The 19,876-nt window shown below is 65.0% G+C and carries 18 protein-coding genes; 6 read left to right on the top strand and 12 right to left on the bottom strand.

The window, feature by feature from the left end; translation table 11 throughout:
- Window positions 1-42 precede the first annotated feature (42 nt).
- The 4 genes from KF886_08390 to KF886_08405 form a co-directional block, all read right to left on the bottom strand.
- Window positions 43-972, bottom strand: a complete 930-nt coding sequence (locus KF886_08390; GenBank protein ID MBX3177363.1) for a decaprenyl-phosphate phosphoribosyltransferase — start codon at window positions 970-972, stop codon at window positions 43-45.
- A complete protein-coding gene (locus KF886_08395) occupies window positions 945-1,703 on the bottom strand; it encodes an SDR family oxidoreductase (protein MBX3177364.1) in 759 nt (252 codons plus the stop codon). Before KF886_08395 ends, KF886_08390 begins: the two co-directional genes overlap by 28 nt.
- A complete protein-coding gene (locus KF886_08400; protein MBX3177365.1) occupies window positions 1,703-3,016 on the bottom strand; it encodes an FAD-binding oxidoreductase in 1,314 nt (437 codons plus the stop codon). Before KF886_08400 ends, KF886_08395 begins: the two co-directional genes overlap by 1 nt.
- A gap of 151 nt (window positions 3,017-3,167) precedes the next feature.
- Complete coding sequence (locus KF886_08405) at window positions 3,168-4,160, bottom strand: 3'(2'),5'-bisphosphate nucleotidase (protein ID MBX3177366.1); 993 nt, start codon at window positions 4,158-4,160, stop codon at window positions 3,168-3,170.
- 256 nt (window positions 4,161-4,416) lie between these two features.
- Here KF886_08405 and KF886_08410 point away from each other — a divergent pair, with 256 nt between their 5' ends.
- From KF886_08410 to KF886_08435, 6 genes are all read left to right on the top strand, one after another.
- Window positions 4,417-5,064: a PilZ domain-containing protein gene (locus KF886_08410; protein MBX3177367.1), complete on the top strand. Its 648-nt coding sequence runs from the start codon at window positions 4,417-4,419 to the stop codon at window positions 5,062-5,064.
- A gap of 202 nt (window positions 5,065-5,266) precedes the next feature.
- Window positions 5,267-7,000: an N-acetylmuramoyl-L-alanine amidase gene (locus KF886_08415; GenBank protein MBX3177368.1), complete on the top strand. Its 1,734-nt coding sequence runs from the start codon at window positions 5,267-5,269 to the stop codon at window positions 6,998-7,000.
- A gap of 287 nt (window positions 7,001-7,287) precedes the next feature.
- Window positions 7,288-8,463, top strand: a complete 1,176-nt coding sequence (locus tag KF886_08420; protein ID MBX3177369.1) for an LL-diaminopimelate aminotransferase — start codon at window positions 7,288-7,290, stop codon at window positions 8,461-8,463.
- Window positions 8,464-8,519: 56 nt separating this feature from the next.
- The gene (locus KF886_08425) at window positions 8,520-8,969 is read left to right on the top strand and encodes a PTS sugar transporter subunit IIA (protein ID MBX3177370.1); all 450 of its coding nucleotides are present in this window, start codon (window positions 8,520-8,522) and stop codon (window positions 8,967-8,969) included.
- 115 nt (window positions 8,970-9,084) lie between these two features.
- Window positions 9,085-9,279, top strand: a complete 195-nt coding sequence (locus KF886_08430) for a hypothetical protein (protein ID MBX3177371.1) — start codon at window positions 9,085-9,087, stop codon at window positions 9,277-9,279.
- A gap of 104 nt (window positions 9,280-9,383) precedes the next feature.
- The gene (locus KF886_08435) at window positions 9,384-10,133 is read left to right on the top strand and encodes a glycosyltransferase family 2 protein (protein ID MBX3177372.1); all 750 of its coding nucleotides are present in this window, start codon (window positions 9,384-9,386) and stop codon (window positions 10,131-10,133) included.
- Between the two features lie 119 nt (window positions 10,134-10,252).
- Here KF886_08435 and KF886_08440 read toward each other — a convergent pair whose 3' ends face one another.
- The 8 genes from KF886_08440 to KF886_08475 all read right to left on the bottom strand — a co-directional run bounded on the left by KF886_08440 (window position 10,253) and on the right by KF886_08475 (window position 19,753).
- Window positions 10,253-11,179: a glycosyltransferase family 9 protein gene (locus tag KF886_08440; protein ID MBX3177373.1), complete on the bottom strand. Its 927-nt coding sequence runs from the start codon at window positions 11,177-11,179 to the stop codon at window positions 10,253-10,255.
- Window positions 11,163-12,359: a glycosyltransferase family 4 protein gene (locus KF886_08445; GenBank protein MBX3177374.1), complete on the bottom strand. Its 1,197-nt coding sequence runs from the start codon at window positions 12,357-12,359 to the stop codon at window positions 11,163-11,165. Before KF886_08445 ends, KF886_08440 begins: the two co-directional genes overlap by 17 nt.
- Complete coding sequence (locus KF886_08450; protein ID MBX3177375.1) at window positions 12,356-12,922, bottom strand: acyltransferase; 567 nt, start codon at window positions 12,920-12,922, stop codon at window positions 12,356-12,358. The genes KF886_08445 and KF886_08450 overlap by 4 nt, the downstream gene beginning before the upstream one ends.
- Window positions 12,923-12,968: 46 nt before the next feature.
- On the bottom strand, window positions 12,969-13,727 hold the full coding sequence (locus KF886_08455) for a class I SAM-dependent methyltransferase (protein MBX3177376.1): 759 nt from the start codon (window positions 13,725-13,727) through the stop codon (window positions 12,969-12,971).
- Window position 13,728: 1 nt separating this feature from the next.
- On the bottom strand, window positions 13,729-14,595 hold the full coding sequence (locus KF886_08460) for a glycosyltransferase family 2 protein (GenBank protein MBX3177377.1): 867 nt from the start codon (window positions 14,593-14,595) through the stop codon (window positions 13,729-13,731).
- Window positions 14,592-15,761: an MFS transporter gene (locus KF886_08465; protein ID MBX3177378.1), complete on the bottom strand. Its 1,170-nt coding sequence runs from the start codon at window positions 15,759-15,761 to the stop codon at window positions 14,592-14,594. The genes KF886_08460 and KF886_08465 overlap by 4 nt, the downstream gene beginning before the upstream one ends.
- Before the next feature lie 1,110 nt (window positions 15,762-16,871).
- Window positions 16,872-18,278 carry a sulfatase gene (locus tag KF886_08470; protein ID MBX3177379.1) on the bottom strand — a complete coding sequence of 469 codons (1,407 nt, stop codon included), beginning with the start codon at window positions 18,276-18,278 and terminating at the stop codon, window positions 16,872-16,874.
- Window positions 18,279-18,322: 44 nt separating this feature from the next.
- Window positions 18,323-19,753 carry a hypothetical protein gene (locus KF886_08475; protein ID MBX3177380.1) on the bottom strand — a complete coding sequence of 477 codons (1,431 nt, stop codon included), beginning with the start codon at window positions 19,751-19,753 and terminating at the stop codon, window positions 18,323-18,325.
- Window positions 19,754-19,876: the final 123 nt, after the last annotated feature.

Below are 19,876 nucleotides of genomic sequence, written 5' to 3' on the forward strand. Positions count from 1 at the left end.
AACTATAGAGAGCGGCGGCGCGCCGCTTCAAGTTGGCGGCGGCTACAGGGACGGCAGGTAGATGAGGGCGGCGCAGGCGGCGGCCCAGAGGAGTACGGTGACGCCGAGCGGGCGGTCCTGCAGGAGGGTGCTGCTGGGGTCCCCGCCGCCGGTCTTGTGGTGGATGAGGTGCAGGTAGCGGAACAGGCCGTACACCACAAAGGGCAGCGTCACATACAGCTTGTCGGTGCCGAGACGCTCGATGACCTCGGGAGAACACGTATAGATGGTGTAGGTAAGGAGCGTTCCGCCGGCCATGATGAGAATCAGCTGGTCGAGGTAGTTCACGGTATAGTGCTGCAAGACCTGGCGATGGGACTGGGCCCCGCCTTCGAGGAGCATGATTTCCTGGCGGCGCTTGCTGAGGCCGAGAAAGGTGGCGAGAAACAGCGTGCAGACCACCAGCCAGTTGGAAAAGGGCACGTCCAGCGCCAGGGCGCCGGCGACGGCGCGCACGACGAAGCCCAGCGCGATGGCCATGACGTCGATGATCATGAGGTGCTTCAACTGCAGGGAGTAGGCGATGGTGAGCGCGACGTAGGCGATGAGCGCCGCGAGAAACGGCAATCGGATGTACGCGGCGAGCGCCAGGCTGACCCCGAACAGCGCCACGACCATCAACAGGGCGGCGGGCACGCTCAGGGCCCCGCTGGCCAGGGGGCGGTGGCGCTTTTTGGGGTGTTCGCGATCGCTCTCGATGTCGAGGATGTCGTTGAAGATATAGGTTGCGCTCGCGGCGAGACAAAACGCGGCGAAGGCGAGCGCGCTAATCCCGATGCGCGCGGGATTGCCAAGTTCCCCGGCGAAAACGAGCGCCGCAAAGAGCAGAAGGTTCTTGGTCCACTGGTAGGGGCGCATCGCGCGGATGCATACCCCGGTGGCCGGCATTAGACTGCGCGCGGCCATCACATCCGCATCTTCTTGAACTGCCATCGCGGGATGCACCGGATGATCCACATGATGTAGCGCCAGAAGAAGGGCACATAGGCCTCGTCGCGCCCGCGGCTGACGGCGCGGAAGATCGCGCGGCCGGCCTGCGCCGGCGAGGCGACGAGGGGGCCGGGCAGGGGCAGCCCCCAGGTCATGGCGGTATCCACGAAGCCCGGCTGGATGGTGGTCACGGAGACATTCGACTTGTAGAGCCGGACGCGGAGCCCTTCCAGGTAGCAGGTGAGGCCCGCTTTCGTCGCGCCGTAGATGTAGTTGCTCTGCTTGCCGCGATCGCCCGCCACCGACGAGAGCACGCCGATGAAACCCGATCCCCGCTCCTCAAAGACGGCGGCAAACTGTTCGAGAATCGAGATCATCCCGGTCAGGTTGACGTCGATCATAGCGCGGGCCACGGCGATGTCGCGCTGGGCCGCGGCCTGATCCGCCATGGCGCCGAAACCGGCGACGACCCCGGTGGGGCGCGTGCCGAGTACCGCCTCGCACTCATTCACGAAGGCCGCGTGGGTATCGGTTGCGGCGGCGTCGAAATGCAGCGCGTGCACGGGCACACCATGGCGGACGGAAAGGTCCCGCGCGCGGATCGCGTTTTCCTCATCGTCGCGCGCGCCGAGTATCAGGGCGTACCCGGCGGCGGCGTAGTTCTGGGCCAGGGCGTGCATGATGGCGGAGGTCGAGCCGAGCAGGACGGCGCTATGACGGAATTCCACGGCCATCAGACGATCCCCAGCCGCCGCGCCATCGACGAAACGAGCACACCCCGGGGGTCGAGGCGTTTCCGGATTTCCCGGAATTCATCGAGGCGCGGATACATGGCCGCGATGGTTTCCGGCTTCGCCACGGCGTCCTTCGCCAGATAAAGGCGCCCGCCGTATTCGAGCAGGATGCGATCGAGCTCGTGCAGGAAGGGCGTCAGGCCCGCGTGGTTCGGGATGTCCAGGGTCAACGTATAGCCCTTCATCGGATGCGAGAGCAGCCCCGGATTCTGTTCGCCGAAGGTCTTGAGCACCGCCAGGAACGAAGCCCGCCGCGACTCCGAAAGGCGCTCCAGAATCTTGACCAGGCCCTGCTTACTCTCAAATGGGAGCGTGGCCTGGTACTGGGCGAAGCCCCGGCGCCCGTAGAGGCGGTTCCAGTGATGGATCGCGTCGAGCGGGTAGAAGTACGAGTCGAAATCCACGATCTTTCCGATGGCCGTCGGATGCAGGGCGTAGAAGGCCTTATTGAACGCCGTAACGGCGGCGGGATTCAGCACGAACTGGGGGCAGGGGAAGGGCACGGCCTTCGGCAGGCCTTTCTTCACCGCAAAGGGGCGGGAGCGGCGCCTGCCGGTAAGCTGGCGGGGGCTGGCATGGTCGCCCTGCATCAGCACCGATCGCCCCAGGTTCGCGCCGCGCGCCAGGCAATCCACCCAGGCCACGGAGTACTTGTGGGCGCTGTCGGTCGCCGCCATGGCCTCCAGCGCGTGCTCCAGATCCGTGCAGCGCGTATAGTCCGCCGAAATGTACGCGCTCTCGACGGGCAACAGGCGCAGCCGGGCGGTGACGATGATGCCGGTAAGCCCGATCCCGCCGGCGGTCGCCCAGAAGACATCGGTATTTTCCGACTTGGAGCAGATCAACACGTCGCCGGAGGGCAGCAGCAACTCGAAGGACTCCACGAACTCGCAGAATGTGCCGTCGCCGTGGTGGTTTTTTCCGTGCACATCGTTGGCGATCGCCCCGCCCACGGTGACATATTTCGTGCCGGGCGTAACGGGAACGAAATAGCCCCGGGGCAGAAAGACCTCGATGATCTCCGCCAGGCTGACCCCGGCCTCGCACTCCAGCACGCCCGTTTCCGCGTCAAACGCGATCATCCGGTTCAGGCGCGTCATGTCGATCACGCCGCCGTCGCCATTGACGGCGGTGTCGCCATAGCTCCGCGCGAGGCCGCGGGCCAGGGTGGTCGGGAGGATCTTACAGGCGATGAGTTCGCGCAGGGCGCGGCGGCGTTCGGGCCGGAACACCGCGCAGGGCTCGGGGTTCATTCCCCCCCAGCCACTCAGACTCTGTTCCCTGGATACCTCGGCCACGAAAGGGCTCTCCTGGACCGCGCGATGGCGCGCAACGTTCCCAACACCAACAAGATAACCGTGCAAGTATACCGGCCGCCGCGGATCGCGCACAAGACGCGGGCGGTCAGGGCAGCTTGCAGACCTGGGCGATAGCCTCCAGGCCGGCCTCGTGAAGGGGGCCATTCGAGGCGAAAACGCCCGTGTTGGCGGCCAGTTTCCGCCCCTGCGTGAAATCGAGCGCGCGCCCTTTGAGGTCCGTGATGCGGCCGCCCGCCTCTTCCAGGATGATCGATCCCGCCGCCTGATCCCAGATGCATTCCTTGTAGTCTTCGCGGCCCGGATTCAGCAGGCGGAAGAGCAGCTCGCCGCCGCCCGCCGCCAGCACGGCATATTTCGCCTGGCTGTCCATGCGGACGGGCTCCGCCGCGATCCCCAGGCGGGCGCCCAGGGCGTCGATCGCCCCGGCGTTCGTGTGGCTGTCTTCCGCCGATCGCATGACCCGCGCCCGCCGCATTTCCCGGCAGGCCGACACGCGCAAGGGGGTGAAGTCGCTGGCGCCGCCGAGGGAGAGCCAGGCCCCTTCGCCACGCCGCGCGATCAGCACCGCCCCGCCGCCGTCCGCCGGCGCGCAACCCTCCCCCAGATGGGGGCAGGCCAGCGCGCCAAGCACCACTTGGCCTTCCTCGACGAGCGCCAGGGCCACGGCATATTGCCCGCCCCGCAGGTAACCCTTCGTGCCGTCGATGGGGTCGAGGGTCCAGAAACGCGACCCCGGCTCGCCCAGGCCGCGATCGATCCAGTCGCATACGGCCTCTTCCGTGGCGCCGGGGGCGACTTCGCCGGCGAACTCGGCGACAAGCCGGCGCACTTCGCTCGCGTCGGGGCCGCGGAGGGCCGCGGCGCTTTCCTCGCCCACCAGCGGGGTATCGGGTGAATGCGCCTGCAGGGTGCGCGCCGCGAGGGCCTGGGATGCGAAATCCGCCACCGTAACCGGCGAACAGTCGCTTTTTGTCAGGTCGCGCGCCGCGAGCCGTTCCTGGACGCGCAGCGCCACGGCGGCGCCCTCGCGCACGATCGTCAGGGCAAGATTCACTTCCGGATGGCGGGTGTCCAGCATGGTGTGCGTTCCTTCGCGTTCAGGTTGCGCGCGGTCCCGGCGCCCCATTACGAGGCGCCGGCGCTTCGGGCGTCAAAAGCCGGTAGTGTACCCCACGCGGCGCCCCCCGATCCCGCCGCGCCTTCCCGCCCGGGCAACCCGAACTTTTCTGGACTTCCGGCGCGCGGTCATGTATACAATGAACAGGATCGTGTTGGAGTCAGGCTGCGGGTTGTCGTATCGGGCGCGGCCGGGAACGGAAATGGGAGAAAGTATCGTGGCTTCATCCGCTGAATCACACGCGGCCGACAAGTTCTTTGCGCCCGGGAATCGGTGCCTGCTCATCATCATGAAGCAGCGCTTTCTCGTGAGTATACAGAGCGTCACCGAGAACAGCATCGAAGTGAGTTTTCCCGTTCGGGATTTCCCCGTCGAGGGGATGCGGGTCTTCCTCGAATTCCATGACCTCGAGGGCTATACCCGCTATGAGTCGGAGGTGCTCGTCGCGCCGAAGGAGCCGGGGGACTTTCTCGTGCTCCGGCGCCCGCCGGATTACGTCCGCAATTACCACCGGGGTTCCTGGCGCGTGCCGGTTGATTTCAAGGCGGAGGTAAAGGGGCACGTGCATCCCCGGCGTCTCCACGTTCCCGTGGTCAATCTCAGCACGGGCGGCATGCTGCTGCTTTCCGACAGCGCGATGGAAGTCGATGACGTGATCGAGTCCTGGCTGCCCATTCCGGAGCTGGAAGGGGAGAAGATGACCTGCAAGGTCGTCCACCGGCACGAAAACCGGCAGGACGGCGGCCTGCCGCAGGTGGGTTGCGCGTTTATCAGCCCGGACCCCACGAACCTCAAGGTCATTTCGAACTACATCTGGGACCGAATTCGCGCGCTGGGTCCGGACTATCCCCCGGTTGAGACCTGACCGCCCGCTTTTTCATTTGCGGGGCCAAATCCCATATGTTGTGCTTGCGCATCGGCACTCAATACTGTATATTGATGTCCATTGCAGCCGTTAACGCAACACAACTATTGGCGCCGCTGGAAGTATGTACCCGGATCAACGTGCTCTACAAGTCCCACGCCGTCCTTTCTTCGCCCCGTACCTGCGGTGTGTCCTGCTGTCGTTGCTGATTGCCGCGCCGTTGGGGGTCGAAGCGGCGGAGGTGGTTCGCAAGCCGCTTGAGGCCGATGTCACCATTGCGCTGAAGGGCGGCCGGACCCTCTACCTGGAATGCCGTCCGCCGCGCCGCGGGAGCCGCCAGGCGTTCCTCCAGCGCTATCTCGCCGATGAGGGCTCCGCCAGCCGCTACCGGACGCTCTCGACCGTGCCGCTGATGTACAAGGATCTCAAGCCCGAGGTCCAGCGGCGCGTAATTGAGACCATCTTCCCGGACGATTTTGCGGATCCCGCGGGCTGGTGGCATACCGTGACGTACGACGGGTCCAGCGGCGTGGAAACCTGGTGGAACCTGGCGGAGTGGCTTACGGGCAAGGGCACCGACTACAAGACACTTGAGGCGCTGCCGGAGAACCGCCGCTACAACGGCGGCCTGGCGAAGGGCAACGTGGTGCTGATCCCGCGCGATATGCTGCTGGAGGTATTCCAGCGCCCGACCCCGGGGCGGGAGCGCCGCGTAATACTCGAGCCCCTTGACGTGGCGGACGATATCGTTCTTGGGGTCGATGAACAGAACGGGCCGGACCTGGCCGCGGTGGCGCCGGGGGAAATCCGATACGGCCGTGACGGCAAGGGCGAGTATGCGGCGTACCGGCTGAAGAAGGGTGAGGCGCTGTACACGTCGGTGGTGATCCGCTTCACGGATCTCCGCGAGGTGGCGGCGGTGCAGGAAGCGGCGGCGGACATCCTCGCGCGAAACAATATCGCCGACCCGCATAAGATTCACGTGGGCCAGGAAATCCGTATACCGCTCGACATGCTTTCGGACAGCCTCCAGCCGGCGGGCAGCGAGCGCCGCGACGCTTTTGACGCGTCCATTCAGGAAGCGCGGCGGCTTCGAACCACGTCTCAAAACGTGAAGGACCTCGACGGCGTGGTCATCGTCCTCGATCCCGGCCACGGGGGAACGGATCAGGGGGCCAGCCACGGCCCGGGAATCCTCGAAGACGAGATCAACTACGATATCGCGGTGCGCATCAAGCACAAGCTCGAAACCACGACGCGCGCGCGGGTGTACATGACCCTGATGGATCTGAGCGAGAAATACACCATCTCGAACGCGACCAGCTTCGTCCACGATACGGACGAGGTCGTGCTGACCAACCCGCCCTACCACTCGACCGACGTCAAGGTGTCGGCCAACCTGCGCTGGTACGTCGCGAATGACATCTACCGCAAGGAACTTGCCCGAGGGGTGAAGCCCGAGAATATGCTCTTCATGTCCATCCACTGCGACGCGCTCTACGAGAAGCTGCGGGGCACGATGGCCTATATTCCCGGAGCCGCCTACCGGGACGGCGATCGCAGCCTCAATAGCGGCGTCTACGCGCGGTACACCACCGCGGGCCATACGACGGCAACATCCACCATGGCCGAGCGGCGGCGGGACGAAGCCCTCTCCCGGAATTTCGCCGAAACGCTGATGCACTCCCTGCGCACAAACAACCCGCCGATCGCCGTGCACCGGGACAGCGACCCCATCCGAAACGTGATCCAGCGCAGCCGCAACGAGCGCTGGATTCCAGCGGTGCTCAAGCACAACCAGATTCCCACCAAGGTGCTTGTCGAGGTCGCGAACCTCAAAAACCCGACGGACCAGCAGCGAATAACGGATCCGCAGTGGCGCGACTGGTACGCGGACGCGGTGGTCCGCGCAATCCGGGCGCACTTCGCGGCGTGATCGTGGCCCCCGCCGCTATCACAATTCGCATTTCCGGGTTTTCGCGAGCTTGAAACCGGATGGGCGGGGGTGTAAGATCAGGGCTCCGCGATCACGTCTTGGGAACGAAATGCCCAAATCGCCGCCCGGCCCAGGCCTGCCGCGCGCGCGCGAACGAGACTCCACAATACAGACCAGCGGGCGCATGCCGTGAAATGACCGCGGCCTCCCGCGTGTTACCCGTAAGGGGCCGGTGGAGTTCACCCACGCAAGCCCACAATGGAAACGCAGTAAAGGATTGTATGTCGATGCAGACCGCCGACCGGCTGAAAAAGATCCCCCCGTACCTGTTCATGACCTTGCGCAACAAGATCAACGAGGCCCGGGCGCGGGGGATCGATGTCATCAGCCTGGCGATTGGCGACCCGGTGGAGCCCACCCCGCAGCCCGTGATCGACGCGCTGGCGAAGGCCGCCCAGGACCCCGCCAACCACCCCTACCCCACGGATGAAGAGTGGGGCATGCGCGCGTTCCGCGACGCCATCGCCCGCTGGTACAAGCGCCGCTATGGGGTCGAGTTGGACCCGGCGAAGGAGATCGTGGCGCTGATCGGTTCGAAGGAAGGTTGCCACCACTTCGGCATGGGCGTCATCAACCCGGGCGACACCGTCCTGGTGACCGACCCGGGCTATCCGGGCTACAAACCCGCCATCTGGTTCGCCGGCGGCGAGCCCTACGCGGTGCCGATGAAGGCGGAGGACGATTTTCTCCCGCGTTTCGAGGATATTCCCGCCGATATCGCAAAAAAGGCCTCGGCCTTCTTCCTGAACTACCCGAACAATCCCACCGGCGCCGTCGCCACACCGGAATTCCTCAATAAGCTCGTGGAATTCGCAAAATCCAACGACATCGTTGTCTGCTACGACAACCCGTACAGCGAAGTGGTGTTCGGCGCCCCCCGCTTGAGCTTTCTGAGCGCCCCCGGCGCAAAAGAGGTCGGCGTCGAGCTGAATTCGCTCTCCAAGCCCTACAACATGACCGGCTGGCGCATCGGCATGGCCAGCGGCAACGCCGACATCGTCAAGGCTATCGCGACCTCCAAGGCAAACACGGATTCCGGAATTTTCAACGCGATCCAGTACGCCGGTATCGAAGCGCTGGACAACTGCGACGCCCATATCGAGCACATGCTCGAAATCTATGGGCGCCGGCGCGACAAGGTTATTCAAACTCTGCGCGACCTGGGCTGGACCTACGACCCGCCCAAAGGCGCATTTTACCTGTGGGCGCCTGTACCCCAGGGCTTCACCTCGGCGGAATTCTGCGACCACATGCTCGAGAATTGCGCCGTCGTGCTCGCTCCTGGCGCCGGCTACGGTGTGAATGGGGAAGGATTCGTGCGCTTCTCGCTGACCGTGTCCGATGAGCGGCTGGACGAGGCGCTCGGTCGCATGCGCGACAAGCTTTCGCCGTTTACCTTCTAATTCAAACACCGGAGCACGCCAGCGTGGTCGAAGCCGCCCGCCAATTGATTGCCCATATGAGCGCATTTGGACTGGAAATCTCGATTGACCAGATTTGCGTCGTGCCTGGAGGTATCTCCAAGCATGACGCGCTGGAAACCCTTATCGCCGCCGTCGGCAAGAACCCGGTGATTCGCGACGTTTCCGCGTTTCGCAACGCCGTGTTTGAGCGCGAGGCCATCATGAGCACCGGTATCGGGGAGGGCATCGCCATTCCCCACGTCCGCATTCCGGAGGTCTCCGAGGCGACCGTGGGCGTGGGCGTGGCGCCCGAGGGCATCGACTTCGATACCCTCGACAACAAGCCGGTCCACGTGCTGGTGCTCTTCGCCACGCCGGCCAATTCCGACAAGGAATACCTGCGCCTCCTGGCGCAGGTCATGCTCGCGCTGCGTAACAAGGATCTGTTTCAGCGCCTGACGGCCTGCAAGACGCGGCAGGACGTGTTCGACGTTCTCAACAGCTGATATCAGGAAGCGTGCGCCTGCTAATTCGGTAAGAGGCGCCAAAAACGCGATCCGGGCCGTTGGCTCATCCCGCCAAAAATGATACAATGCGGTGTTGAGGCTTGGAGGATAGCGGATGGCCACGTTTGAATACCATGCGATTCGCGCCGAAGGCGATGAGGAAAAGTCCTTCGTCGGCGGCGTCATTATTGCCAAGGATCGCCACGATGCAAAGGCAAAGCTGATGGAGAAGGGGCTGAAGGCGACGATGTTGAAGCAGGCGCGCGGCGTCATGGCCGTCATCAAATGGCTTGACGCCGATATCCGGTAAGCCGCGCCGCCAGCCGGCGCGGAGGGGGCTCGGGGGGGCGAATTCTCGAAGCGGTGACTTGCGCCGGCGCGGCGCAACGAGTCCGCCCAATCCAGGAGGCTCCAATGAAGCTTTCGGTCGTCGTGCCGGTGTATAACGAGGAAGCTACGCTTGAACCCCTGGCGCGCGGCATTGCGGAGCAACTCAGCGCATACGATTACCGGATACTCTTCATCGATGATGGCAGCACGGATGGCTCGTATGCGGCGCTCCTGCGCCTGCGGGCGGAAAACGACCGGATCGATGTGATCAAGTTCGCGCGCAACTGTGGCAAGACCCAGGCCCTGGCGGTGGCATTCGCCCAGATAACCGGCGAAGTCGTCGTGACGATGGACGCCGACTTGCAGGATGATCCGGTTGAGTTGCCGCGGATGCTTGCGAAGCTCGAAGAGGGCTATGACGTGGTGTGCGGCTGGAAGGCCAACCGCCGTGACCCATTCCACAAGACCATTCCATCCCGCTTTTACAACAAGGGCGTCAACGCGCTCTTCGGCCTCGACATCCACGATGTAAACACCGGCTTCAAGGCCATGCGGGCCCCGGTGGCCAAGTCCTTGACCCTGTACGCCGATCTGCACCGGCTCATTCCCGTGATGGCGGCCCAGGCCGGCTTCCGCGTCACCGAAATCCCCGTGACGCATCATCCCCGGCGATTCGGCCACTCGAAGTACGGTTTTTCGCGCTTTTACCAGGGCATGCGCGATGCGGCCCGCCTCTGGTTCCGCGGCCACGCCGCCCGCGCCGCTGAGGCGCAGTCCGAACTGGCCCAGGCGCAGGCCTGTATCGAGACGAGCCACGTGGGGGCGGCGTCATAAAGCCTGAACGGCCCTCCCGGAAGAGCCACCGCGAGATCCCGGACTGCTCCGGGGAATATACGCGATCCCGCGGAAAAGGATCGCGGACACGTATTCCCATCTGAGAACCCCCCCCGCCTTCATACCCCCCCGGCGTCCTCCGCCAACCGCGCCCGAACCGCCTCCAGCACCCGATCCACCGCAATGTCCTCCAGGCAGCTCCCATGCCCCGCGGGACACACCCCGCCCGCGCCCGCGCGCGCCGCGTGGTTCCAGAACCCGCTGCACGGCAGGCCACTTCGGATCGCGGTCAGGTTGGGATCGCCGCGCACCAGGAATTCCGGATCCGTCGGGCCGAAAAGCCCCACCACCCGGGTACCCGACGCCAGGGCCAGGTGCAGCAGGCCGGAATCGCACGCCACCGCCACATCCGCCGCATGCAGCAGGCAGGCCGCGTCGCGCACCGAGGTCTGGCCCGTCAGATCCAGCCCCGGGCCGAGCCCTTCGCCCGCGGCCCCAACCACGATCACCCGCAGGCCGTCTCGGTGCAGTGCCGACGCCAGTTCCGCCCAGTGTTCGCGGGGCCAGCGCTTGATGGGCCACGACGCCCCCGGCGCCAGCGCAACCAGCGGCGCCGCGTCGCGCGGCACGCGCGCCAGCAACTCCGAGTCCCAGTCTCGATAGTGCAGGCGCGGGCGGGCGTCCGGAACCGCGATTCCCGCCTTGCGGCTGTACTCCGCCAGGCGCCACATACGCCGGCTCGCGCCCCGCAACAGCACGTAGCGATCCGGCCGTGGATGCGCCGGGTTCACCGCGCGCACCGCGGGATGATCCTCAAAGAGCGCGGGGTAATTGCTGATGACCTCAATGGCGGCATCTGGATAGCGCGTGTGCAGCGCCTCCAGCACGGGCAGCGCCATGATCTCGTCGCCCAGGCGCCAGTTCAGTTCCACCAGCAGCGTACGCGGGCGGCGCAGCAGCCCCTTCAGACGCCACCGAACCGCGCGCGCCAGTCGGCCCGCGCGCCGCGCGATAGCGCCCCGCCGCTCGTCATACGTCGGGTGCACGGGCGTCTCCCCGGCGCGCATCGCGCATCTCCGCGTAGACCCGCGCAAGCCCCCGGGTATAGGCGTCCAGCCCGAATCGACGCTGCGCCAGTTCGAGGCCCCGGTCCGCATACGTTTTTCGAAGGGACGCGTCTTCCACCAGCTGTTTGATCTTCTCCCAGAGCGCCAGGAAGTCGTTCGGCTGGCATAGCATCGCCGCGTCCTCCACGATCTCCGGGATCGCGCCGCTGTAGGTCGTGACCACCGGCGCGCCACAGGCCAGGCTCTCGATAAGCGACATGCCAAACTGCTCCTGCCACGTATCCGTGGCGATGCTCGGCAGCACGAACACATCCGCACTGCGAAACACGGCCGGCATCGTGTCGTAGGGGCGCGCGCCGAGAAACGTGCAGTGCTCCGCGACGCCCAGCCGCGCCGCGAGCCGGTCCACCCGATCGCGTCCCGGCCCCGATCCCACAATTGCCAGGCGGAACTTCGTACCGGCAAGTTCGGGCGCGTGGATCAGTTCGCGCAGCGCGAGCAGCAGAAAATCGATCCCCTTGCGCGGCAGCATCCAGCCGACAAACAGGATCACAAACTCGTCTTCCGCCAGTCCGAGCGCCGCCCGTTCCCCGGGTCCGGGGCAGAAACGGGCCAGATCGACGCCGGGGTCAATCCGCGTGATCCGCGCCGGATCCGCGCCCTCGATCAGCAGGGTCCGCCGGGATCGCTCCGTGTGCACAATGAAATGGTCCGCCTCCGCGATGCACCGGGCCTTGCGCGCGCGGATCACGTCCGAACGCTCCATGTTGAAGGGAATGTTGTCCCAGACCATGACGCTGACCGGCACGCCCCACTTCCGCCGGGCTTCCAGCGCCTGCTCGGTCCAGTCCGTGAACAGTTCCCAGGTCTGAATCAGGTCGAAATCCCGGAGCTGCTCATGAAACGGCAGGATACGGGGCGGCCGGTTTCGGTAGCGCGTCGCGATAAGGTTCGGAAGGCGCCGCCACGCGGGTCCGGCCTGGTAGTCGAAGTAGATCGGGCGCGTCTCCAGGCCGCTGGCGTCCGCGCCGCGCTCCGCGAAATAGCGCTGGATCTCCGAGTCCGCGCGGAACGCCACCGCATCCGTGTTCGGCAGTCCGGAAAATGCCGCCAGGTGCCACGGATTGAAGCGGTTCCCCTTCAGGACGGCCAGCTTCATTCCGTATCCGCCCCGCCGCCCCAGAAGCGCGCCTCCAGCATCCGCCGCGCCGCCGCACGATCCGTGGGAATGTCGATGTGGCGCGCCAGGCATTTCTCCTCGTACTCGGCCATCGTGCAAATCACGCGCGCCGGATTCCCCGCCACCACCGTGTCCGGCGGGACGTCCTTCGTCACCACGCTGCACGCCCCCACGATGCTGTTTGGCCCGATCGTCACGTGCGGCAGAATGGTCGCGCGCACCCCGATCTGGCAATTATCTCGAATGTCGATCGGCCCGAAGCCCGTCAGCGATTCATACTTCTCCTGGAACGGCCAGTTCAGCCCGTGGTTCACAAAGGTCACGTCGTTCGAAATGCACACCCGGTTGCCGATCCGGATAAGCCACGGTTCGCCGCCGAAATCCGACGTGTAGATCCGGCACCCTTCCCCGATGCGCACGCCCATCTCGCGGAGCGTCCGGATCACGGTCGCCTGCGATCCGTAGCGAAGTTTGAGCTTTTGAATAAGGTGTCGTAGAGACATGGAAGGTGGCCAGAGTTCGGTACGCGGTTTCACGCCCATTCAATCAGAACGGGGCGCGCCTTGGCAATATCTGGCGGGCGTTCCCTCAGCCACCCGGCTTGTCCATCCGCCAGAACAAATGCAGGCTCGCGGACGGCGCCCAGTCCACCACCCGCGGTCCGACCGCCGAGAAGAGCCGTTGCAGCCGGAACTGTATGGATTCCGGCATGCGCGGGTGATCCACCCACGGGAACAGCCCCAGCCCCACTTCGGGCGCATGGCCAATTGCACGCGTCACCTGAAAGCCCGCTTCACCGTAGATCTGCCTTACAAAGCCGGGCGTCAGCGGTTGCTCCAGTTCCTGCGGCTGCCACCGGCCGAACGGGGCCCAGGTATGCTTCTTGTACAGGCCGACGCCCTCGCAGGCCCACTTCACCAGCCCCGCCACGTTGCCGTAGTTCGGCGCGCTCAGAAAGAAGACGCCCCCCGGCCGCAGCACGCGATAGAACTCCAGCGCCGCCGCCGCCGGATCCGGGAAGTGCTCCGACGAGTCCACGCACAGCAGCACGTCCGCGCTCCCGCTGGCAAAGGGCATCCGCGCCACATCCGCGCGGATCAGCGGAAAGCCCTTCCGGCTGATCACAAAGTCCACCCCGGCGTAATGCCCGCCGCGCGCCGCCACCAGATCGGCGATGTAGCCGCGCCCGCATCCGGCATCGACCACGCGCCTCCCCGAGAAGTCGATGCCGAGCTCGTCGAGCACCGTGGAGAGCAGCGTCGTGTTGATGCCGTCGATCCCGCCGAACGGCGAGCTGATCATCCGCGGGTTGCTCTCGTAGAAGCGTTGAATTGGATCGTAGGGCATACTAATACCATACCATTTTCCGCGCAAACCGGCTGCCGGTATAGACCGCCAACGGCCGCAACACCGGGTACAGCAACGCCGCGCTGTTCCGCAGGCTGCCGCGCTTCAATTCCCGCAGCCACTGCGCGTATTTCGCCGGGCTCGCCAGATCCGCAATCAAGTCCGCCTCCGTGTAGGCGCAGCCCATCTCCCGCAGCGCGAGCCCCTCGTTCCGGCAGCGCCGGAATACGCCGCGCAGGCTGTAATTGTGGTGGTGCAGCACCGGCGCGTCGTCTGGAAACACGATTGTGACGCCCGCCGCGTGCAACTTCTTCTGGAAGCCGAAATCTTCGCCCGTCGCCTGTGGATCGATGCGGAGCGGTTCCCAGACCGACCGCCGCACCGCCGTGTTCGCGAAGGAAAGCCCCTTCCCATACCGCGCCGTGAACTTTGCAATCTCCCGCGTGAAGTAGTAGTACCCGTTCTTCTCCCAGGGAAACTGCGGGAAGGCGCGATCCGGGTCGGGAATGGACGATCCGCACGATACTCCAACCCCCGGGTCCGACAGGGGCGCCACCAGCCGCTCCAGCCAGTCCAGGCGCGCGGGAACCGCGTCCTGCGAAAGGTTTACCACGAGCGCCCCGCGCGCTTCGGCAAAGATCCGCTCGCGCAGCCGGCCCCAGTCGAATGCCGCGGGGTCCACAGGGACGACCCGGACCGGATAGGCCGCCAGGGCCTCCAGCGTGCCGTCCGTGGAGCCGGAATCATATGCGACCACTTCGAAGTTCCGTCGCGTCTCCTGCGCGAAGACACGGTCCAGCGCGCGCCGCAGGATTTCCCCGCCGTTTCGGCACGGGATGCCGATCGTAATCTCCGGCGCCCCGGTCATCGCCGCGCGAATCCCATCCGGTCCCCGAACATCAGGAAAACGACCAGGAGCAGCGGATAGGCCGCGCCCAGCCCGAGCGCCGCGCGCAGCCCGATCTGCTCCGCCAGGAGCCCGCAGATATACGGGGCCAGCAGGCACCCCGCGTTACCCGCCGCCGACATCGCTGCGAAGAGCGTGGCCCCGCCCTGCGGAAAGGCCTCCGCCGCCATCGCCAGGGCCGTGGGCCAGAGCACGCTGCAACCCAGGCCCACCAGGACACACGCCCCCAGCGCCACGCCCGGCGCGGAAGCCCCCAGGGCCGCGCCCGCAGCAAAACCCGCGCTGCACAAGAGCGCGCCGCCCACCATCATCAGGCGTCCCGGGAGGTTGCGCCCGTATCCGCTCGCCAGCAGCCGCCCGCTGCCCATCGCCAGTGCAAATCCACCCAGACCCAGCCCCGCCGCCGCCTTGCTGAAACCCAACTCGCGCTCCGCATAGGCCGGCAGCCATTGCGCCATCCCTTCCTCTGTCGCTCCTATCAGCAGGATCCCGATCAGGCCCGCGTAGAACAGCGGAATCCGCGCGAGCTGCCGCAGGCGCAGACGTTTTTTGCTTCCGCTCACCAGGGGCGGCACGGGCTCCACCGCGAAGCCCGCAAGCACCAGCGCGGGCGCCGCCGCAAACCCGATCATCACAACGCGCCAGTTGACATCGAGCCGGATCAGCAGCGAGGCGATCAGCAGGGTGGTGAGCGCGCCGGCGCAGTAGAAGGCGTGGAGACGGTTCAGGGCCGCCGCGCGGTGGGAGACCGACAGCGCCGACACGATCGGGCTCATTACCATATCGATAACACCCGCCCCGAACCCGGTCACGAAACACGCGGCGAGGAGCGTCGGAAAACTGAACGCGTCCGCCAGTAGGATCAGCCCCGCCGCGCTGAAGCCCGCGCCCGCCAGGCAGAACGGCTTCGCGCCCAGCCGGTCCGCCAGCGGCCCGCTCAGGAGGATGCCGCTCACGAACCCGGCATACAGCAGACCGGCCATCAGGCCCATCTGGCCCTCCGCCAGCCCGCCCATCGCCTCGCTCAGCGTCGTCAGGTAGACGGGGATCAGGCTCGTGCCAATCGCCACGCACATCATGCCGGCATAGCAAAGGCGCAAGAGCACCTCATCGCGGTAAATCGTCATGCCACCTTCTTTCCAGAAAAAGCAACGGAGTTGGGCAACACTTTAGCCGCCCGAGGCATCATATTGAAAATCGGCAGCACGACAACCGTCCGATGCGGCGGCGCGCAGAAACGGCGGCAAGCGAACCGGCGAATTACACAACATTTCAGCAGTCTGGTGTAAGGCGCCCGGTAACATTTTAGCCGGCTGAAGCAAAGAAGGTTTTCAACCACGAATGAACACGAATTCACACGAATAAGAGAGACTATTGACCCGGTTCGAAGACTCAAATGGAACGGTAATAGGTCCGCCTTTTATCCTTTGAGCCCATGAAGAGGAGAATTTTCCCACAGATTTGCACAGATCGCCACAGATAGGAGGTAGAGACCGGCAGCCGGTACCGGCACACAGGTGACGGATTAGTATTCGAAATAGGCGATCCTCTGGTTTAGGTAGGTGGAGCATTTCTGATCTATCTGTGCGGATCCGCGCGAAGCTTTGGGAAGACCCCTTCGTTGGGGCGAAAGGGTTGAGCTATGTTCTCCGCGGCCAATCAGGTTTCTCGCTGCTTGGTTGCCTGGCTGCGGGCCTGGGTAAAGGCCGGCCTCATGAACTGAATCTCGGTTTCTTATTCGCGTCTATTCGTGTCCATTCGTGGTTAAACCACTTTTCAACTTCATTCCGCCAAAGTCTTACAAGAATCCAAACAAGTCACATCGGAAACAGCACGCAGCCGCCTGCAAACCCCAACGACCGAAATCATTTTCTGTTTTCTATCCGTGTCATCAGTGCAATCCGTGGGCACAATTCTTGATCACCGCCAGCGGCTGCTCCCGATGCATTCGTGTGCATTGGTGTTCATTCGTGGTTAAGAATGCGCTCTCGATCATCGACCCAATCCATCTGCGTAACAGAAATCACCCTATGCGCTCTCTGCGTTCTATGCGGTTAAAGCTATTCTCTTTTTTTCTTCGTGACCTTCGTGCCCTTCGTGGTGATCAATTCCTTGGTTGCGGCCAGCGGCTGCCCCGTGTTCATTCGTGGTTCACTTTGTCTTCGTTGCGGTCAATGGTCGCCCCGTACTACGCAACGTTCCCGTTCTATCGGATGCGTGGCCCAAACCAAAGGGCCTTACCCCTCAAAACCCGGATTCAGCGTGTGCCGCACCTCGCACACCCCCTCCAGGTACGCATTGAGTTCCGCGCGCAATTCCGACACCTTTTCGGGCATCTGTTCCGCCAGATTGGCGCTCTCGGATAGGTCCGCCTCCAGATCGTACAGTTCCACATCCACCGGATCGTAGGTCTCGATCAACTTGTAGCGCCCCTTCCGGATCGCCACGCCCGGGCGTTTCGCGCGTTCGTGGTAATGCGGGTAATACCAGACCTGGGGCTTGCGATCGATCTCCGCGGCGCCCCGCCAGAGCGGGCTCAGGTCATACCCGTCAATGGTCTCCGCTGCCGGTTCATCCGCACCGGTCACCGCGTCAATGGTCGGCAGGAGGTCCGTGCCCATGGAGATCTGATCGGTCACCGCGCCCGCCGGAACATGCCCCGGCCAGCGCACGATCAGCGGCACCCGGATCCCGCCTTCGTACAGCGTGCCCTTGCCCTCGCGAAGTGGGGTCTGAACTCCGCTGGTTTCCAGGCCGCCGTTATCGGAGGTGAAAACAACAAATGTCTCCTCTTCCAGGTCCAGTTCCTTCAACGTGTCGAGCACGCGACCGACGTTCCGGTCCATATTTTCGACCATCGCGGCATAGGCGGGATGAATACCCGTTTCCTTCCCGGCGAATTTCGCGCGGTATTTCTCCTCCAGGCCGCCCGGGGCCTCGAGCGGCGTGTGCACCGCGTAGTAAGTCAGGTACAGGAAGAACGGCTGCTTGCGGTGCTCCCGAACGAACGCGATAGCCTCGTCGGTCAGCCGATCGGTGAGGTACTGGCCTTCCGGCCCCGGTTTCAGCGTGGGAATGCGCGCGTTCCAATCCTTCTCCGGGTTTTCGTACGGGTAGTAGTAGGTCGGCGGGCTCCCGTGGGTCCAGCCGCCGATGTTCACATCAAAGCCCTGGTCCTCCGGCCAGTAGCCTTCGTGGCCCAAATGCCATTTCCCCACGCTGGCCGTGGCGTACCCCTTCGCCTTGAGCACCTCCGCGATCGTCACTTCTTCGTGCGGCAGATACATGCGGTCCTGCGGCGGGATGATGCGCCCCTTTTCCGGCCAGCGGTGGCGGCCGATCGCCGTAATGTGACCCGTGAAGCCCAGCCGCGCGGGATTCTTCCCCGTCATCAGCGCGGCGCGGCTCGGGGAGCACACGGGACAGTTTGCATACGCCTGCGTGAAGCGCAGCCCCTCCCGCGCCAGCTGGTCGGTGTGTGGCGTCTCGTACAGCGCGCCGCCGTAGCAGCCCAGGTCCTTCCAACCCAGGTCATCGATAAGGATCAGCAGCACGTTCGGCTTGCGCGCCGCCAGGGCGCGGCGGTCCCATGCGAGTCCACCCAGGGCAGCGGCGCCCGCGGCCAGGAATTGGCGTCGATTCATCTATTTGGCCTCCTGCATTCGTGGTTTCGGAAACGGCGGACGCATCACCAGGGACCCGTTCCTCGGAAATCCAGGCGCAGCGGGTTCCGCATCCGCCGCGCGGCCGCGTCCAGTTTTTCGTGCGCCGCGTCGGGTTCGTAGACCACCAGCATTTCCTCCGTGCCGAATATCGCGCCGGCGGCGACCGCGGTGTTCAGGTCAAGCGGGGAATTCAGCGCGCCCAGGGGATACACCATGGGCCGCGACCAGTACACAAAACCCCAGCCATACTGGCCGAGGTACGTGCACGGCGCGGATTGGGGCGTCTCGCCGCCCAGGTAATTGCCCGCGAACTGGTTCAGGCGCACCGTCGCCAGCCCGAAGCCCAGCGCCGCATTGTAGCCCGCCACCCACACCGCGTCGCGATCCAGCACGGCCAGCCCGCCAGGCGTGAAACCCGCCACCGCCGCCTCGCCCGCGACGCTTCGGAAGGCGTTGATCTCGCGCGACACCGGCGCGGTGTCTCCGGCTCGCCACGCGTAGTGTGTGAACAGCTCCGGCGACTCCGGCTCTCCGCCATCGGGGCTGCCCGGCGGTCGGCGCGAATGGCTCACCACGATCTCGCCCATGCGTATCGCGTGCGCGGACCGGGCCCGCGTCAGGCGCATGGTCGACGACACGTGCACGTGCGGATTGCGAGCGTAAAAAGTGTAGGTGATCGAAACCTCCACATCGCGGTAATTGTGCAGCGGCCCCCAGCGGCGGTAGCGGAGCGCGAGCGGACCGCCTTCCAGCGCGTGGTTGGGCGGCGCCGGCCAGTCGTAATCGTGGTCCCACGGCTGGGGCGGGCTCCAGATGTCCACCCCGAAGTGAATCGGGATGTTGCGGTAGAACAATTCCATGTCCTCGCCCTGCTTCGCGGGCAGGATACGCTGAATCGCGCCGGACCTGGGATCGAGCGCCATCCGGTAGAATTCGTTTGCCACCGTCAACCCAGGCGCCTCGCCCGCGATGTCGAGCCCGTCCGTGATTGCCGCCGCCGGAATTGCCGCAGGCGCCTCGCCCCCGTCGGGTACCCCCCAGTGCAGCCGGTAGGTCACCGTTTCCCCCGCCGGGCAGTCCGCCAGAAAGACCACGTTGATGCTCGCGGCCGGATGCGGGGTATCCCCATCCGGCTCGGCCACGCCGCCCGCCGTCACCTCCCCCAGCGTCTGATGCGGAACCAGCGCGCCCCTGCCGTTCTCAAGCACCCGCGTCACGCGAATCGAGTCCCGCCACCGGCCGGGCGGATCCCCCGCCACGGTGAGCGTAACCTCCACCGGCTCGGCGCGGCGGGCCAGGCCGGCCGTCTCCTGAAGCACATAGTCGTAGGTATGCGCGTAGCGCCTCGCAAAGTCCGAAAGCGCGATCTCCATGGCCGCCGGCTGGGACTCCAGGCACAGCAGCGCTGCGCACGGAAAGCAAAGAAGAAAATGTACCACTCGCCGCGCCGCCATGCGCCTGATATCCTTCCGGTTATGTGGCCCGATTCGCTCGCCCGGACCCTTCTATCACGCGCCTCCATCGGGAGTCAATGACCGGGCAGCCGTCTGCGCGGACCCTGATAGGCGAATTCATTC

The sequence above is a fragment of the Candidatus Hydrogenedentota bacterium genome (genome assembly GCA_019637335.1).
Lineage (GTDB): Bacteria > Hydrogenedentota > Hydrogenedentia > Hydrogenedentales > JAEUWI01 > JAEUWI01.

What these genes read in the sequence shown, in the direction of transcription:
- KF886_08390 (MBX3177363.1), bottom strand. Translation starts at nt 972, where the DNA reads ATGGCAGTTCAAGAAGATGCGGATGTGATGGCCGCGCGCAGTCTAATG.
- KF886_08395 (MBX3177364.1), bottom strand. Translation starts at nt 1,703, where the DNA reads ATGGCCGTGGAATTCCGTCATAGCGCCGTCCTGCTCGGCTCGACCTCC.
- KF886_08400 (MBX3177365.1), bottom strand. Translation starts at nt 3,016, where the DNA reads ATGAACCCCGAGCCCTGCGCGGTGTTCCGGCCCGAACGCCGCCGCGCC.
- KF886_08405 (MBX3177366.1), bottom strand. Translation starts at nt 4,160, where the DNA reads ATGCTGGACACCCGCCATCCGGAAGTGAATCTTGCCCTGACGATCGTG.
- KF886_08420 (MBX3177369.1), top strand. Translation starts at nt 7,288, where the DNA reads ATGCAGACCGCCGACCGGCTGAAAAAGATCCCCCCGTACCTGTTCATG.
- KF886_08425 (MBX3177370.1), top strand. Translation starts at nt 8,520, where the DNA reads ATGAGCGCATTTGGACTGGAAATCTCGATTGACCAGATTTGCGTCGTG.
- KF886_08430 (MBX3177371.1), top strand. Translation starts at nt 9,085, where the DNA reads ATGGCCACGTTTGAATACCATGCGATTCGCGCCGAAGGCGATGAGGAA.
- KF886_08435 (MBX3177372.1), top strand. Translation starts at nt 9,384, where the DNA reads ATGAAGCTTTCGGTCGTCGTGCCGGTGTATAACGAGGAAGCTACGCTT.
- KF886_08445 (MBX3177374.1), bottom strand. Translation starts at nt 12,359, where the DNA reads ATGAAGCTGGCCGTCCTGAAGGGGAACCGCTTCAATCCGTGGCACCTG.
- KF886_08450 (MBX3177375.1), bottom strand. Translation starts at nt 12,922, where the DNA reads ATGGGCGTGAAACCGCGTACCGAACTCTGGCCACCTTCCATGTCTCTA.
- KF886_08455 (MBX3177376.1), bottom strand. Translation starts at nt 13,727, where the DNA reads ATGCCCTACGATCCAATTCAACGCTTCTACGAGAGCAACCCGCGGATG.
- KF886_08460 (MBX3177377.1), bottom strand. Translation starts at nt 14,595, where the DNA reads ATGACCGGGGCGCCGGAGATTACGATCGGCATCCCGTGCCGAAACGGC.
- KF886_08465 (MBX3177378.1), bottom strand. Translation starts at nt 15,761, where the DNA reads ATGACGATTTACCGCGATGAGGTGCTCTTGCGCCTTTGCTATGCCGGC.
- KF886_08470 (MBX3177379.1), bottom strand. Translation starts at nt 18,278, where the DNA reads ATGAATCGACGCCAATTCCTGGCCGCGGGCGCCGCTGCCCTGGGTGGA.
- KF886_08475 (MBX3177380.1), bottom strand. Translation starts at nt 19,753, where the DNA reads ATGGCGGCGCGGCGAGTGGTACATTTTCTTCTTTGCTTTCCGTGCGCA.